We start from the raw sequence: 13798 nt of genomic DNA, 5'->3' as shown, positions 1-13798 counted from the left end.
TATGAAATCATCGATTATTTCATCTGCCGGATTTAGCCTATTAGAAGTGATGATCACTGCGGTGATCCTGTCGCTGGGGCTGCTCGGTCTGGTTGCCTTGCAAACCCATTCCAAATTTGCCAGTTATGAAGCTCGCCAGCGTACCATCGCCAGCTGGCTGGCTAACGATATGGTCGAGCGGGTGCGGATCAACAGGGACAGCTGGAGTGAAGAAAGCTCTGCAGCGGTAGGTCTTGCCTCTAATTTAACTCGACCGACTTGCGCATCGGAAGATGGCACTATCAGTAATTGCAGTGCTGCAGATTTACGTAATGCCGACCTTCACTACTGGCAACAAGCCTTGCTTGGGGCCAGTGTTTCGGGTGCGGCATCTTCCTTGAATTCACCTATAGGCTGCGTGGTGCGGCGGGCCAATAATGTGCTGGCGGTCGGGATATTCTGGGCTGGCAAACAAGAGATATCTGATGGGGGGGCTGCCGCTGCGGCAGTGACGCTGATCAACGAGTGTAAGTTATCTAAAACAAGCGATGCAGCGAGGCGTCAGTTTATTTTGACGACAACCTTATGAAATCTCATGGATTTACTCTGGTTGAATGGCTTATCTCCATGACGATGGGGCTGTTCTTATTGGCGGGAGTTTTTTCGGTCTTTGTAATGTCTCGCTCCAGCTCTGAAGATGCCTTTGATCAAAGTGAATTACAGGAAAATGGTCGATTGGCCATTCGGCTGATTAGCCAGGATATCAAATGGGCTGGTTTTTTTGGAGCTTATACCGGCCAGTCAACACAAGTTGGCTCCTCACTGTCGCTCAGCACTGGCAGTACCATTTTATCAGCCAGTGATTGTCTGGATGAGCGCTCTGTCGGTAGTTTGCCATCACCTCTTGGGTCAATTCGCGGGCTTTGGGTTTCACGGGTTTCCGCAAGCAAAGGATTGAGTGGTTTTACTTGTATTGATGCCAACGACCGAGTGGCAAACTCCGATGTAATCAGTATCAAGCGACTGGTAGGGCGTCCTATACCAGCATCAGAGGGATTGAATACAAACCGCTTTTATATGGCAGCCAATAGTCAGGAGGCGAGAGTCATCAAGGGAAGCGAAACCAGACCACTCTTTGGTGCCAATAATGAGAGCCAGGTCTGGGAATACCAGCACTATATTTATTACCTTTCACAAGAAGATGGTATTCCTGTCTTACGCAAGCGCTATTTGACCGTCAATGGTGGTTCTTCTCTGATTGGTGGTGCTATGGCCGAAGGCGTTGAACATATGGTTCTGATGTATGGAGTTGACGATTCCTTGATCCCTGATGGACGTATAGACAGATATATGTCAACGGACCAAATGACAACACAGCGCTGGAATGAGGGGCGAGTATTGGGGGCTCGGCTTTTCTTGCTGATTAGAGCTGCTCGGGAGTCAAGTCGCTATAAGAATAACAATAGCTATCAACTCGGTAATATTACGGTTAATGGTGGTGGTGATGGTTATCGCCGTCTGCTCTTGGAAAGCAGTATTGCATTACGCAATCAAAAAATAACCACCCGAGGTGGAACATGAGATTGGTTAAAAAAAACCAGGGTGTAGCATTGATTGTTGCACTGGTTATTCTTGTTCCCTTGACTCTGATTGCGGTAGTGGTGATGCAATCTAGCGGTATGAGTCTGAAGATGGCGGGTTCCAGTGCCAGTTTGCAAAGGGCGGAGCACGAAGTTGAAGGTACTCTGGAGTCTGCATTGAGCGATACTTCTCTCTCAACACAAATTGCTATGCAGGCTATTGGGGTTTCCGCTGCAATAGGCACTACCACTCCAGCTACAACCTTGACAGTCAATACAGAAAGTGTATGCAAACGCAAATTTGAAGCCAGTAGCCAGAATGTAACGCCAGCTTGTCGTTATGCTGAGGCCACCACATCCAGTGCTTATGGCAAGGTGAATAGCCAAATGACCTTTACTGCTGGGGTAGAACAACCCTTGCTCAGTGCCAATTAGGGAGCCAGTAATGAACATAAGGAACTGTTTGTTTACAAGCTTGCTGGTATTGTGTTGCGGAATATCAGGGACATCTTTAGCAGTAGGGACAGGTTATTCCGATGATACCGAATTGTTTATTTATGATTTTGCTAAAGCGGGGGATTTTCGGCCAAAGGTTCTATTTATATTCGATAATTCAGGAAGTATGGGCGAAACAACTTTGCTAGGAAAGGAAGAGTATGACCCTGAATTTCCTTATCCAAGATTGGCATATGATGATGGGAGTAACAGTGTTCTCTATTACTCAACAAATGGAACTCCCCCTCAAACGTTAGATAGTAACAATACCAGACGGTTCTCAACGAGTAAAAATGCTTGTGCCACATCTCGGGAGCCTCTTAACCAAATTGGAATATTCTCATCTGTCTATTGGAATTATGAGGTGTCTGGCACTGGAGCTAAAAGGAAAGGAGAGTGGAAGCCATTAAAGAACTATGCGTCCAACACAACCAATATAGTGGATTGTCAACAGGATATTTCAGCAAAAAACAATGATAATAGCGGTTTTACCGGCTCATATCAGTCTGTCTCAGGAACTACTAAAGGTTACCCTGTAAATAGATCAAACAACACTAATATTAATATTCCATGGGTTGATAGTACTACTCCTGTCGCCCCGAATACGGGTGGAACAGAAGTGCTGACCATATATACCGCCAACTATTTGCGTTGGTATCATGCACCCTCCACTATTACCACATCGAGACTAAATGTAGCCAAACAGGCGCTGAGGGAGTTGGTTCGCTCTACGCCAGCGGTAGACTTTGGCCTTGCGGTGTTTAACCAAAATGATGGTAACGGCAGTACCAATAAAAATGGTGGTCGTATCATTAGGCACATCATGGGTAATGACGCTATCTTGGCTAGCGGTAAAACAGGTGCGCAGGATCTTATTGACAAATCAGATAGCCTTTCGGCGGAGACATGGACGCCTTTGTGCGAAACCATGTATGAAGCCTATCGCTATTTTGGTGGGCTTGACATCTACTTTGGCGATGATGATGCGAGTCGCAATCCTCAGCGAGACCCTAATGCCGAAATCCCTACAGCTAATAAGTATAAATCGCCATACGATAAGTGCTCCGATAATGGCTATGTCATTTATATGACGGATGGTGCACCAACAAATGATACTGCAGCGGATAGCCTTGTATTCGGATTACTTAACAGTTCGACTGACCCTAATAAGCCAGGGTATAGTGGTGCGGTCGGTTATGGGACAGGCAAAGATAAAAGTTACCTTGCTGCACTTGCTGGTTATATGAAAAACAATGATATCAATACGTCAGTTAAAAATAAGCAAACCGTCACTACCTTTACCGTCGGGTTTGGTGATGATGCAATTAAGGGGGCTGGCGTTCTATTGGCTGAAACAGCCCGTCGTGGTGGCGGAAAATATTATCCTGCTACCGATGCAACACAACTTAACGAAGCGTTAAAGTCATCATTGCTTGCGATCTTGAAAATGAATACCTCGCTGGTTTCGCCTGCGATCGCTACCAATAACTTTGACCGAACTCGCAGCCTTAATAATATCTACTACGCCATGTTTGAACCCGGTGCAGGTCCGAGATGGAAGGGGAATTTGAAAAAGCTGGTACTGGCACCAGATAAAGGTTACGTGGTAGACAGTACTCCATATACAGGTAAGGATGGAAAACCTCAGATAGGATTACCTGCGATTTCCAGTGACGGAACAATTCTTGAGTCAGCAAAAACCTATTGGTCCTCAACCACTGATGGTAACAAGGTTGCCGAAGGTGGGGTGCAGGAGATGCTTGCAGCTAAAACTAATCGCAATATTTATGTGATCCCCCCTTCCACCATTACATTAAGTCCTTTTAGCAAGTCTGTTCTTGAGGGCATGGCTGGGGGGGCGGCGCAGCTACGCACTGCCATGAAGCTGGATAGTGCTGATAGCATGGATGACCAGCTTAATTGGACCAAGGGCATCGATGCGTTTGATGAGAATCGGGATGAGGATAAAACAGATAATCGGGATCATATTCTGGGTGATCCGTTACATTCTCGGCCATTAGTGATCAATTATGGTTGTACAAAGTCGACGGGACAGACTTCATGCACTCCTGATCTGCGAATCGTGATGGGGAGTAATGCCGGCTTCTTGCATATGTTCAAAGACAGCGGCACCACGGTTGATGAAAGCTGGGCGGCCATGCCTTATCAATTCATCGCTAATCAGAAAGCACTGCGAGAAAACCTGGATTCGTCGGTTCATCTATATGGTGTAGATTCATCGCCCACTGTGCTGGTTAATGAGTATGTCAAAGATGGTCATATCAAGTCGTCACAAGGTGACAAGGTGTGGTTATTTACCGGGCTGCGGGGTGGTGGTAAGGCTTATTATGCTTTGAATATATCCAATCCGGATTCCCCTTCGCTTATGTGGCGGTTGGATAAAAACAGCGTCGGTTTCAGCAAACTGGGCGAGACCTGGTCGATCCCCGAGGTTGCGTTTATTCCCGGTTATTACACAGAAACCAATGGTAAAAAAACCTATAAGCCGGTCCTGATATTCTCTGGAGGTTACGATCAGGCCAAGAGCTATTTGGGCCAGGGGGCTGAAGACAGCGAAGGGTTGGGTATTTATATCGTGGATGCTGAGGCCGGCACGCTGTTGTTCAGCTTTACCCCGGATGCGGCCAGTGCAACCAACAAACAGGTTGCAGGCATGGTTTATAGCATGCCAGGCGCTGTCTCTGTGCTGGACAGCGATGGAGATGGTGTCTCTGACCGGGTTTATGCGGGTGATACCGGCGGTCAGATCTGGCGCATCGACATGAAGGGGACAGAAAAATCCAAGTGGACGGCCATCAAGTTTGCCAGTCTTGGCAATGCCCATTTAACTGGTACTGCCAAGAAGCTGGAAGATGACCGCCGTTTCTTTACCCAGCCCGTATTGGTGCGCACCATCAATAAAGGTTGGAAGTATGATGGGACAAATTATCTCTACAGTGAGCGCCCGTTTGACGCCGTGCTGATTGGTAGTGGTGATCGTAATCGCCCCTCCTCAGAAGCCATCACCAATAATGTTTATGTGATGCTCCGTGACTACAATGTCAGTCCGAGCTTGTTTGGCGGTACGTCTGAGCCATCAGTGCCATCAAGTATCACATTGAACGACCTCTATGATGTGACCAGTGACCCATTTACCGGTTTGAATGAAGAGCAGATCGTTAATACAACCAAGGCTCTTACCAGCAAACAAGGGTGGAAATTCTGGCTCAATGAAAGCGGTGAAAAATCCATGGGGGCTGGCTTGGTGTTACAAGGCAAGCTCTATTTCACTTCTTTCCTGCCCCAGGTTCAGGATTTCCAGCAATGTACCATTCAATCTATCGGTGCCATGCGCCAGTATATGATTGATATGCACTATGGCACTTCGTTCAAATATGTGCTGGATAGCAACAATCAGGAAGTTATTCAGCGTTACGTAGAGGTGCAAAATAAGGTTGCTGATGATCTGGTTATTCATGGTGGGGATGATGGCCGGATCAGGATCATCGGCGGTGCGCCGGGCAAGGAGGTCATCCTCACAGAAGGAAAACCGGAGCGCTGTACCGCTGAAGGTGAGTGTTCACAAGGCGCAGAGGAGGCGAAGATGGATATGTCTCCCAAGAAAATCTATCTCTATGAAGGAGAGCAGGGATGAAACGCATACTGCTCTGGCTGGTGAGCTTACCCTTGTTGGTACAGGCTCAAACTGAAGACATAAAATGTTATGTCACTCTGGAAGGTGGTGTGCAGATGGTGTTGCAGCAGCCGGTTGCTGATACCAGCAAGGCAAATCTGGACCGGGTTTTTAAATTAAAGGGTTATGAGATTGATGGGGTGGTGCGCCCAGTGATAGAGGTGATCGAGTGCGTACCCTTGGCGGCAACCTTTTCGCTGGCTGCTGCAAAAAAACAAGACGACATTCAACCCAGATAGATCTGGTGATGGCGTCGGGCAAAGGGGCTAAGAACAACTCAGCCCCTTTTTTTCGCTCCGGCTTCGCCCTGATGGCGAAACGATGATATCGACTCGTGATGTTTGGTCGATGCAAAGCTGCAATGTCATGTTGGTGCCTATGGCTGTGCCATCCGGGCTAAAGCGTACAAATTGTCGATTGGCCGTGACGGTATGTTTCTCAAGAAAGGGTTCTGTTGCTGATAGCAAGATATCGCCACTTGCAATATTGAGTTGGCGATCCTGATTGGTGTCGATAAATACCAGCATGCGTTGGGCGCCGGTTTGATTTGCGGTTATGCAACTCTCGGTTGTGGCGTTACTGACAGGAGTGGCAAGGCATGCGGTGACGGTTTGTTGCTGCGTGATGGCTTGCCGTTGACCGAAGATCAAATGATCCAAAAGGTTTCGGCTGTAGATGTTGCTGTCACTGGTGGTGATCAGGCTTGCCAATGATGGTAGACCCATGGTCAGCAAGATAATGGTCAGGCTTACTGAAATCAAAAACTCCAGTAAGGTAAAGCCATGTTTTTTCATGCCGAGTGAGTCCTTGTTCAAAAGAGACTCTAAGCATAGCTATTGGAGTGAAATGGATCCTTTTGCTCTTGTGTGTTTTAGCAGTAGCTAAAACTTTTCATGGACAGACAGCACCACTTGCCTGGCTATGGGCGCGTCCGGCAGGCATAACTTCAATCTCAATGCCTTTTTCACCGCTTACACAGAGTGAAAAAATGACCTCGCTGTCAGACGTAATGGTGCCATCGGGGGTGAAGCGCAGCGCCTGTGCATCTGCAGAAATGGCCAGTGCTACGGGAAACTCGGGACTTGCCGAAATCGTTGTTTCGCCACTATTGAGCTTTTGGTCGCTGTTACTATCGATAAAGGCGATCAGCCGGGTCGCTCCATTTTGATTGGCAGTAACGCACTCCTCGACCGAATTATTGATAGTGGTCAGGCAGAGAGTAACCGTTTGCTGGTTAGAGATAGCTTGTTGTCTGGCGTAATTTAAATGGTTGAGAAGGCTTTTCTCTTGGCTAGCCAAATTATTGCTGCCAAGCAGGTTAGAGAGGGAAGGAATACCAATCCCCAACAGAATGACGCCCAGCGCAATGGCTATCATCAACTCCATGAGGGTAAATCCGGCGTTTTTCATATCTGCTGAGGCCTGTCGTTCCGTGACTGTTTACAGCTTATCTCTCCCGCTGGTTGCTGTCACATGCTTACGCCCGTCTTGAACTGGCAGATTGCCCCCCTTTTCTTTATCATTCCCCATCATTTTTGATTTTAAGATGCATCGCCATGGCAAAAGCCCTCTCTCTGATGCTTGCCCAGTTGAATCTGACGGTAGGCGCCATCGAAGATAACACTGACAAAGTGCTCGCTGCGGCGGCTCAGGCCGAGCAGCAAGGCGCTGATCTGCTGGTCTGCTCCGAGCTGGCCCTGACCGGCTATCCGCCGGAAGATCTGCTGCTGCGTGCCGATCTGATGATCCGGGTCGATGCCGCGTTGGCTCGCATTGCCGCATGGCAGGGCAACTGTGCCATTTTGGTGGGCCATCCTTGGCGTGAAGGGGAGGCGCTTTACAACGCGGCTTCCCTCTATGAGCAAGGCAAGCTGATAGCCCGCTACTTCAAGCAGGATTTGCCCAACTACGGCGTGTTTGACGAGAAGCGCTACTTTACCGCTGCCACTGAGACCTGCGTGGTGCCGTTCCGTGGTCACCAGCTGGGGCTGCTCATCTGCGAAGATTTGTGGCAGCCGGGCCCGGCGCTGGCCGCCAAGGCGGCAGGCGCCGAACTGCTGCTCACCATCAATGCGTCGCCCTACGATCAGGAGAAACCCTGGATCCGCCGCGAGCTGATGGCTGAGCGCTGTGATCAGACTGGCCTGCCGCTGGTCTACCTCAATCAGGTATGCGGTCAGGATGAGCTGATTTTCGACGGCTGCTCCAAGGTGTTCAACAGTCAGGGCGAGTTGACCCACAAGCTGGCCCCGTTTGCCGAAGAGCTGACGCTGGTACGCTTTGCCGATGGTCAGCCGCTGAAAGAGTGTGAACCGGCTGCGCCGCTCGAGCCGTTGGCCGAGACCTATCAGGCGCTGGTGCTGGCGGTGCGCGACTACGTGACCAAAAATGGCTTCCACGGGGCTGTGCTGGGCCTCTCCGGCGGCATCGATTCTGCACTGACGCTGGCCATCGCGGCTGATGCCATCGGGGCTGACAAGGTGCAGGCGGTGATGATGCCATTCCGCTACACCGCCCAGATGAGTGTGGAAGATGCCAAAGAGCAGGCCGAGCGGATGGGGGTTGAGTTCAACATCATCTCCATCGAGCCGATGTTCGAAGGCTTTATGACCCAGCTGGCGCCGCTGTTTGAAGGCACTGCCCGCGACACCACCGAAGAGAACCTGCAGGCCCGCTGCCGCGGTGTGCTGTTGATGGCACTCTCCAACAAGCGTCGTCGCATCGTGCTGACCACCGGTAACAAGAGCGAAATGGCGGTTGGTTATGCCACGCTGTACGGTGACATGGCGGGCGGTTTCGACGTGCTGAAAGACGTGCCCAAGACGCTGGTCTTCAAATTGTGCGAATATCGCAACTTGGTTGACTACGTGATCCCGCAGCGGGTCATCGACCGCCCTCCTTCAGCGGAGCTGGCGCCGGATCAGGTGGATCAGGACAGCCTGCCCCCCTACGACATCCTCGATGCGATCCTCAAGCGCTACGTTGAAGAGGATGCCTCGGTCGCTGACATGGTGGCGGAGGGCTTCGAGGAAGCTGTGGTACGCAAGGTGATCCGTCTGGTGGATCTCAACGAATACAAGCGCCGTCAGGCGGCGGTCGGGCCCCGTATTACGGCTCGCAACTTTGGTAAGGATCGCCGTTACCCCATTACATCCGGGTTCGGCAAACAGAACTGGTAAGGAGTCACCATGAAGAAGATTGAAGCCATCATCAAACCGTTCAAGCTGGACGATGTGCGCGAGGCCCTGGCCGAGATCGGCATCAACGGCATGACCGTATCCGAAGTCAAAGGCTTCGGCCGCCAGAAGGGTCATACCGAGCTCTATCGCGGCGCCGAATATATGGTCGACTTCCTGCCGAAAGTGAAGGTGGAGCTGGTAGTGCAGGACGAGGATCTCGATGCCTGTCTGGAAGCAATCCAGAATACCGCCCGCACCGGCAAGATTGGTGATGGCAAGATCTTCGTCTGCGAGGTGGAGCGTGTCATTCGTATCCGTACCGGCGAAGAGAACGAAGACGCGATTTGACCTTGGCTATTTATTTACCTGACCAAGGGAACGAAGCGCGACCTCATCTGATGGGTTGGATGCGCTTTCTGGTAGTGGCCAGCCTGTTGGGTGGTCTGACCGCCTGCAGTACCCGCCCACCTGCTCAGCCGGAAAATCTGTGCCAGATTTTTCGCGAGAAGCCGGAGTGGCACAAGGCTGCGCTCAAGATGAACGAGAAGTGGGGGACGCCGATCCACGTGATCATGGCCATGATGTATCAGGAGTCCTCGTACGTACATGATGCCCAGCCGCCGATGCAGTATTTCCTCTTCATCCCGACCGGGCGGGCAAGTTCGGCCTATGGTTATGCTCAGGTGAAAGATGAAACCTGGGCTGATTACCAGCGGGAAACCGGCAACAGCTGGAGTGACCGGGATGACTTTGCCGACGCCATCGATTTTATGGGTTGGTACACTAACAAAGCCCAGCGGCTCAATGGCACCTCCAAGTGGGATGCCTATGGCCAGTACCTCAACTATCACGAAGGGTGGGGTGGCTACCGGCGTGGCAGCTATCGCAGCAAGGGGTGGTTGATGAAGACCTCTCGCAAGGTGGAAGCTCGCGCCCAGCGCTACGGCGCCCAGTACCGTCAATGCAAGGATCAGCTCTCCCGTGGGGGCTGGTTCTGGTAACCAAAGCAGGAGTCAGAAATGCCGTTATTGGACAGTTTTACCGTTGACCACACCCGTATGGAAGCGCCAGCGGTGCGTGTGGCCAAGACCATGCAGACCCCGAACAAGGACACCATTACCGTGTTCGACCTGCGTTTTTGTGTGCCGAACCAGGAGATCCTCTCCGAGCGCGGTATCCATACGCTGGAGCACCTGTTCGCCGGTTTTATGCGTGATCACCTGAACGGCAATGGCGTGGAGATCATTGACATCTCCCCCATGGGTTGCCGTACCGGCTTCTACATGAGCCTGATCGGTGCGCCGGACGAAGCCCGTGTTGGCGCAGCCTGGCAGGCAGCCATGAGCGACGTGCTGACCGTGCAGGATCAGGCCAAGATCCCCGAGCTGAACGAGTATCAGTGCGGCACCTACAGCATGCACTCGCTGGAAGAGGCCCACGCCATTGCTCGCCATGTGCTGGAGCGCGGCGTTGGCGTCAACCGCAATGACGAGCTGGCTCTGCCGGAAGAGAAGCTGAAGAGCCTGTGAGGCGGATGAGCTTGCCGCTCATCGGGTAATCGCTTCGGGGAATGTTAAAGAGCCGGTCAGCCATGCTGACCGGCTCTTTTTATCTCGCCCGATCGCAATAATGGGGATGACTTGCTCCCCTTGCCGACTCTGATTAGGATGGTTTTTGACCTGAACCTGTTGGCGGAGGTGTGACGATGAAAGGGGTATTGCTACGTTGGCTGGCCCGTTACGACGCGTGGTGCGAGGAGTGGGGGCTCACCCAAGAGAACCGGCGCTGCTGCACACCGGTTCGTTATGATGATGATTCAAGCAAAGAGCGAGCCTGCGCAGAAGAGGCTGAGCTCAATCAAAATTGCGGGTCACGGCACCGGTAACACTGTTGTACTCGAAGCCGAGGCCGTTTCGATAATCCGAGCTGGTCTGGAAGCGGCCAATTGAGTCGCGCAGGATATAGCGGCAGTTATCGTGGCGTAGTCCATTTTCAACTTGGCCCGGGACTCTGATTATTTTTGAATAATAATGTCCCTTGCCATCTTTTTGTCTTGAGGACGTTTGGTCTGTATCGAGTAGCCCTGCGAATAGCAGATCGCAATCCTCTTCGCTGTTGACAGAAATTTCCTCACTATTGCCGCCGGGGAAGATGGTATCAACCCCTTGGCCCCCTTCTTCCGTCCCCACCGGCCAACCATAATGGTTGATATCCAGATCTTTGTTACCCATCCCACTGAAGTTATACAGTGCGAGGTCTTGCCCCTGCACTTTCACCGCCCAGCCAGCATGAGCCAGTTGTACTGCACTGGCAAAGCTGCCAGCGGTCGCCGAGACAGTGCTTTTCAGGGCATCATCCTTGATATTGATAAAGCGGGGCAGGGCGGTGACGGCCAGGATCCCTAGCACTATGATCACCAGCACCAGTTCAATCAGAGTAAAGCCGTTGTTTCTATTGTTCATCATGTTCAATGACCCATTAAATCCCGCAAACAGGTTTGAGTGATATGCAGCTGATAGATACCCATTGCCATCTCGATTTTCCGGTTTTCGACCAGGACAGGGAGGCGTTGCTAGCCCGCTGCCGAGCATTAGGGGTGACGGAGTATATCATTCCTGCCATCGCAGAGGATAACTGGACTCGTGTGATGGCACTGGCAGATCAGCATGCCGACCTCTTTTATGGCCTGGGCATTCACCCTTGGTATGCCGCTGAGCAGCGGGAGGGGGTAATGGATCGCCTGCGAATGCTGGTGATGAGCCAACCTGCCGGGCTGGTGGCCATTGGCGAGTGTGGGCTGGACCTGCGCTCTCACGTGCCGCAGGAGGGGCAATTTGCGCTGTTTGAGGCTCAGATCCGGCTGGCCGCCGATGCCGGGTTGCCCCTGATGATCCATTCGGTGCGAGCCAATGACACAGTGGTCAAGCTGTTGCGCCGCTTCAAGCCGCCACGTGGTGGGGTGATCCACGCCTTCAGCGGTTCGTTGCAGCAGGCTGAAGCATTCTGGCAGCAGGGCTTTCGACTCGGGGTGGGCGGGGTGATCAGCTTTGAGCGGGCGAACAAGACGCGAGAGGTATTTCGGGCCATGCCGCTTGAGGCATTGGTGCTGGAAACCGACTCGCCAGATATGCCGTTGCAAGGTGAACAAGGCGCCCGAAATACCCCGGAAGCACTGCCGAAAATAGCGGAAATATTGATGACATTGCGGGAGGAATCATCGGCAGATGTTGCCAAGGTGTTATTTGAAACTACCCGGCATATTTTCCATCACGACCAATTGCCATGAAACAAATTCGCAACATATGATTAAGTTGTCAGGAAAAAAAATGAGCGTAAAAATCGTTTGCTGTCTAATTTTGTGACACTTGGACATTTTGATAACGATAAAATGTGACCAGCATTCTATTTTATCGGGCATTAATTAGTATAATGCGCACCCCTTGGCTAGTGGCTGTTGTTCACATTTCACTAACAAGCTAGGTGCTACATAAGAGGATAAGATAATAATGAGTATAATCATGGGTCTGGTGGGGATGGTCACCCTCATCCTTATCGCGGTACTGTTCTCCAGCAATCGCAAAGCAATCAACATGCGCACAGTGGTAGGCGCCTTTGCGCTGCAAGCCGGTCTCGGTGCGTTTGTACTGTATGTTCCAGTTGGCCGCGATATTCTGGTTACCGTCTCTAATGGCGTCTCCAGTGTGCTGACTTTCAGTAAATTCGGTATCGACTTCCTGTTTGGTGGTCTGGTCAGCGACAAGATGTTTGAAGTGTTCGGTGGCGGTGGTTTTATCTTTGCCTTCCGTGTCCTGCCCGTCATCATCTTCTTCTCTTCGCTGATCGCCGTGCTCTATTACCTGGGCATCATGCAAGTGGTCATCAAGTTGCTGGGTGGTTCACTGCAGAAGGTTCTGGGCACCTCCCGTACCGAATCTCTCTCTGCAACTGCCAACATCTTCGTCGGTCAGACTGAAGCCCCGCTGGTGGTTCGTCCTTATATCGCCAAGATGACTGACTCCGAGCTGTTCGCTGTCATGTGTGGTGGCCTGGCTTCTGTAGCCGGTGCGGTATTGGTTGGTTACGCCGCAATGGGCGTCAAGATGGAGTACCTGATTGCAGCCTCCTTCATGGCCGCTCCGGGTGGTCTGCTGTTCGCCAAGTTGCTGGTTCCCGAGACCGAGACCCCGAACTATGACGACGACTCTGTCAACGCCGAGCTGGATGACAAGCCTGCCAACGTGATCGACGCGGCTGCTGCGGGTGCTTCTGCAGGTATGCAACTGGCTCTGAACGTTGGCGCAATGCTGCTGGCCTTCATCGGCCTGATCGCCATGGTCAACGGTATTTTCTCCGGTGTCGGTGGTTGGTTTGGTATGCCAGAGCTCTCTCTGGAACTGCTGCTGGGCTGGTTCTTCGCTCCGCTGGCCTTCCTGATCGGTGTGCCTTGGCACGAAGCGGTCGTGGCTGGTTCCTTCATCGGTCAGAAAGTGGTGGTGAACGAGTTCGTGGCTTACCTGAACTTTGCTCCATACCTGAAAGATGAATTGCTGATCAATGGCGCGGCCATGTCTGACCACACCAAAGCGATCATCTCCTTTGCTCTGTGTGGTTTTGCCAACCTCTCCTCTGTTGCCATCCTGCTGGGTGGTCTGGGGTCGATGGCACCGAACCGTCGCGGCACCATCGCCCGTTTCGGTCTGAAAGCCGTATTGGCTGGCTCTTTGTCCAACCTGATGTCTGCCACTATCGCAGGCTTCTTCCTGGCTCTGTCTGCCATGTAATAGCTGTCTGACTGACAGACTATAAACACCAACGCCACGGCATTTGCCGTGGCGTTGGTGTATGGGGCGGTGACAACCGTTTTCCTATCT

At 51.7% G+C, this 13798-nt stretch carries 14 protein-coding genes; 11 read left to right on the top strand and 3 right to left on the bottom strand.

All coding sequences use genetic code 11. The features are described from left to right. The first annotated feature begins 1 nt into the window (after position 1). The 5 genes from pilV to tapY2 are packed head-to-tail and all read left to right on the top strand — an operon-like array spanning position 2 to position 5987. Complete coding sequence (gene pilV, locus ACY8FN_RS00445) at positions 2-568, top strand: type IV pilus modification protein PilV (protein ID WP_101317892.1); 567 nt, start codon at positions 2-4, stop codon at positions 566-568. Further along, positions 565-1560, top strand: coding sequence for a PilW family protein (locus tag ACY8FN_RS00440; RefSeq protein ID WP_463098940.1), 996 nt, complete (start codon positions 565-567; stop codon positions 1558-1560). Before pilV ends, ACY8FN_RS00440 begins: the two co-directional genes overlap by 4 nt. Further along, positions 1557-1994 (top strand): type IVa pilus pseudopilin TppD, encoded by a 438-nt coding sequence (tppD, locus tag ACY8FN_RS00435; protein ID WP_463098939.1) that lies wholly within the window; start codon positions 1557-1559, stop codon positions 1992-1994. The genes ACY8FN_RS00440 and tppD overlap by 4 nt, the downstream gene beginning before the upstream one ends. A 10-nt stretch (positions 1995-2004) precedes the next feature. Next, positions 2005-5709, top strand: coding sequence for a pilus assembly protein (locus tag ACY8FN_RS00430; RefSeq protein ID WP_463098938.1), 3705 nt, complete (start codon positions 2005-2007; stop codon positions 5707-5709). Continuing rightward, positions 5706-5987, top strand: a complete 282-nt coding sequence (gene tapY2 / locus ACY8FN_RS00425) for a type IVa secretion system protein TapY2 (protein ID WP_101317898.1) — start codon at positions 5706-5708, stop codon at positions 5985-5987. The genes ACY8FN_RS00430 and tapY2 overlap by 4 nt, the downstream gene beginning before the upstream one ends. Positions 5988-6014: 27 nt before the next feature. Here the strand turns inward: tapY2 and ACY8FN_RS00420 are convergent, their stop codons facing one another. After that, positions 6015-6542, bottom strand: coding sequence for a GspH/FimT family pseudopilin (locus ACY8FN_RS00420; RefSeq protein ID WP_463098937.1), 528 nt, complete (start codon positions 6540-6542; stop codon positions 6015-6017). 97 nt (positions 6543-6639) lie between these two features. Further along, entirely contained in the window at positions 6640-7158 is a 519-nt protein-coding gene (locus ACY8FN_RS00415; protein ID WP_463098936.1) for a GspH/FimT family pseudopilin, read from the bottom strand. A gap of 146 nt (positions 7159-7304) precedes the next feature. Here ACY8FN_RS00415 and ACY8FN_RS00410 point away from each other — a divergent pair, with 146 nt between their 5' ends. From ACY8FN_RS00410 to luxS, 4 genes are read left to right on the top strand one after another with little or no spacing between them, the layout of a single operon-like run. Then, positions 7305-8927, top strand: a complete 1623-nt coding sequence (locus tag ACY8FN_RS00410) for an NAD+ synthase (protein ID WP_463098935.1) — start codon at positions 7305-7307, stop codon at positions 8925-8927. Between the two features lie 9 nt (positions 8928-8936). After that, positions 8937-9275 (top strand): nitrogen regulatory protein P-II, encoded by a 339-nt coding sequence (gene glnB, locus ACY8FN_RS00405; RefSeq protein WP_005308848.1) that lies wholly within the window; start codon positions 8937-8939, stop codon positions 9273-9275. A gap of 59 nt (positions 9276-9334) precedes the next feature. Then, positions 9335-9928, top strand: a complete 594-nt coding sequence (locus tag ACY8FN_RS00400; protein WP_275066015.1) for a transglycosylase SLT domain-containing protein — start codon at positions 9335-9337, stop codon at positions 9926-9928. A gap of 18 nt (positions 9929-9946) precedes the next feature. Continuing rightward, complete coding sequence (luxS, locus tag ACY8FN_RS00395) at positions 9947-10456, top strand: S-ribosylhomocysteine lyase (RefSeq protein WP_101323652.1); 510 nt, start codon at positions 9947-9949, stop codon at positions 10454-10456. A gap of 324 nt (positions 10457-10780) precedes the next feature. Here luxS and ACY8FN_RS00390 read toward each other — a convergent pair whose 3' ends face one another. Further along, positions 10781-11392 (bottom strand): type II secretion system protein, encoded by a 612-nt coding sequence (locus ACY8FN_RS00390; RefSeq protein WP_463098934.1) that lies wholly within the window; start codon positions 11390-11392, stop codon positions 10781-10783. A gap of 41 nt (positions 11393-11433) precedes the next feature. Here ACY8FN_RS00390 and ACY8FN_RS00385 point away from each other — a divergent pair, with 41 nt between their 5' ends. Next, positions 11434-12213 carry a TatD family hydrolase gene (locus ACY8FN_RS00385; RefSeq protein ID WP_463098933.1) on the top strand — a complete coding sequence of 260 codons (780 nt, stop codon included), beginning with the start codon at positions 11434-11436 and terminating at the stop codon, positions 12211-12213. 220 nt (positions 12214-12433) lie between these two features. Continuing rightward, positions 12434-13708: a NupC/NupG family nucleoside CNT transporter gene (locus ACY8FN_RS00380; RefSeq protein ID WP_068977402.1), complete on the top strand. Its 1275-nt coding sequence runs from the start codon at positions 12434-12436 to the stop codon at positions 13706-13708. Positions 13709-13798 lie beyond the last annotated feature (90 nt).

It is taken from the genome of Aeromonas sp. 160P (genome assembly GCF_055193095.1).
This window is presented reverse-complemented; position numbering and strand designations above follow the sequence as displayed.

Excerpts from the sequence above, each read along its gene's own strand:
- pilV (WP_101317892.1), top strand. The coding sequence starts at position 2 with ATGAAATCATCGATTATTTCATCTGCCGGATTTAGCCTATTAGAAGTG.
- ACY8FN_RS00440 (WP_463098940.1), top strand. The coding sequence starts at position 565 with ATGAAATCTCATGGATTTACTCTGGTTGAATGGCTTATCTCCATGACG.
- tppD (WP_463098939.1), top strand. The coding sequence starts at position 1,557 with ATGAGATTGGTTAAAAAAAACCAGGGTGTAGCATTGATTGTTGCACTG.
- ACY8FN_RS00430 (WP_463098938.1), top strand. The coding sequence starts at position 2,005 with ATGAACATAAGGAACTGTTTGTTTACAAGCTTGCTGGTATTGTGTTGC.
- tapY2 (WP_101317898.1), top strand. The coding sequence starts at position 5,706 with ATGAAACGCATACTGCTCTGGCTGGTGAGCTTACCCTTGTTGGTACAG.
- ACY8FN_RS00420 (WP_463098937.1), bottom strand. The coding sequence starts at position 6,542 with ATGAAAAAACATGGCTTTACCTTACTGGAGTTTTTGATTTCAGTAAGC.
- ACY8FN_RS00415 (WP_463098936.1), bottom strand. The coding sequence starts at position 7,158 with ATGAAAAACGCCGGATTTACCCTCATGGAGTTGATGATAGCCATTGCG.
- ACY8FN_RS00410 (WP_463098935.1), top strand. The coding sequence starts at position 7,305 with ATGGCAAAAGCCCTCTCTCTGATGCTTGCCCAGTTGAATCTGACGGTA.
- glnB (WP_005308848.1), top strand. The coding sequence starts at position 8,937 with ATGAAGAAGATTGAAGCCATCATCAAACCGTTCAAGCTGGACGATGTG.
- ACY8FN_RS00400 (WP_275066015.1), top strand. The coding sequence starts at position 9,335 with ATGCGCTTTCTGGTAGTGGCCAGCCTGTTGGGTGGTCTGACCGCCTGC.
- luxS (WP_101323652.1), top strand. The coding sequence starts at position 9,947 with ATGCCGTTATTGGACAGTTTTACCGTTGACCACACCCGTATGGAAGCG.
- ACY8FN_RS00390 (WP_463098934.1), bottom strand. The coding sequence starts at position 11,392 with ATGATGAACAATAGAAACAACGGCTTTACTCTGATTGAACTGGTGCTG.
- ACY8FN_RS00385 (WP_463098933.1), top strand. The coding sequence starts at position 11,434 with ATGCAGCTGATAGATACCCATTGCCATCTCGATTTTCCGGTTTTCGAC.
- ACY8FN_RS00380 (WP_068977402.1), top strand. The coding sequence starts at position 12,434 with ATGAGTATAATCATGGGTCTGGTGGGGATGGTCACCCTCATCCTTATC.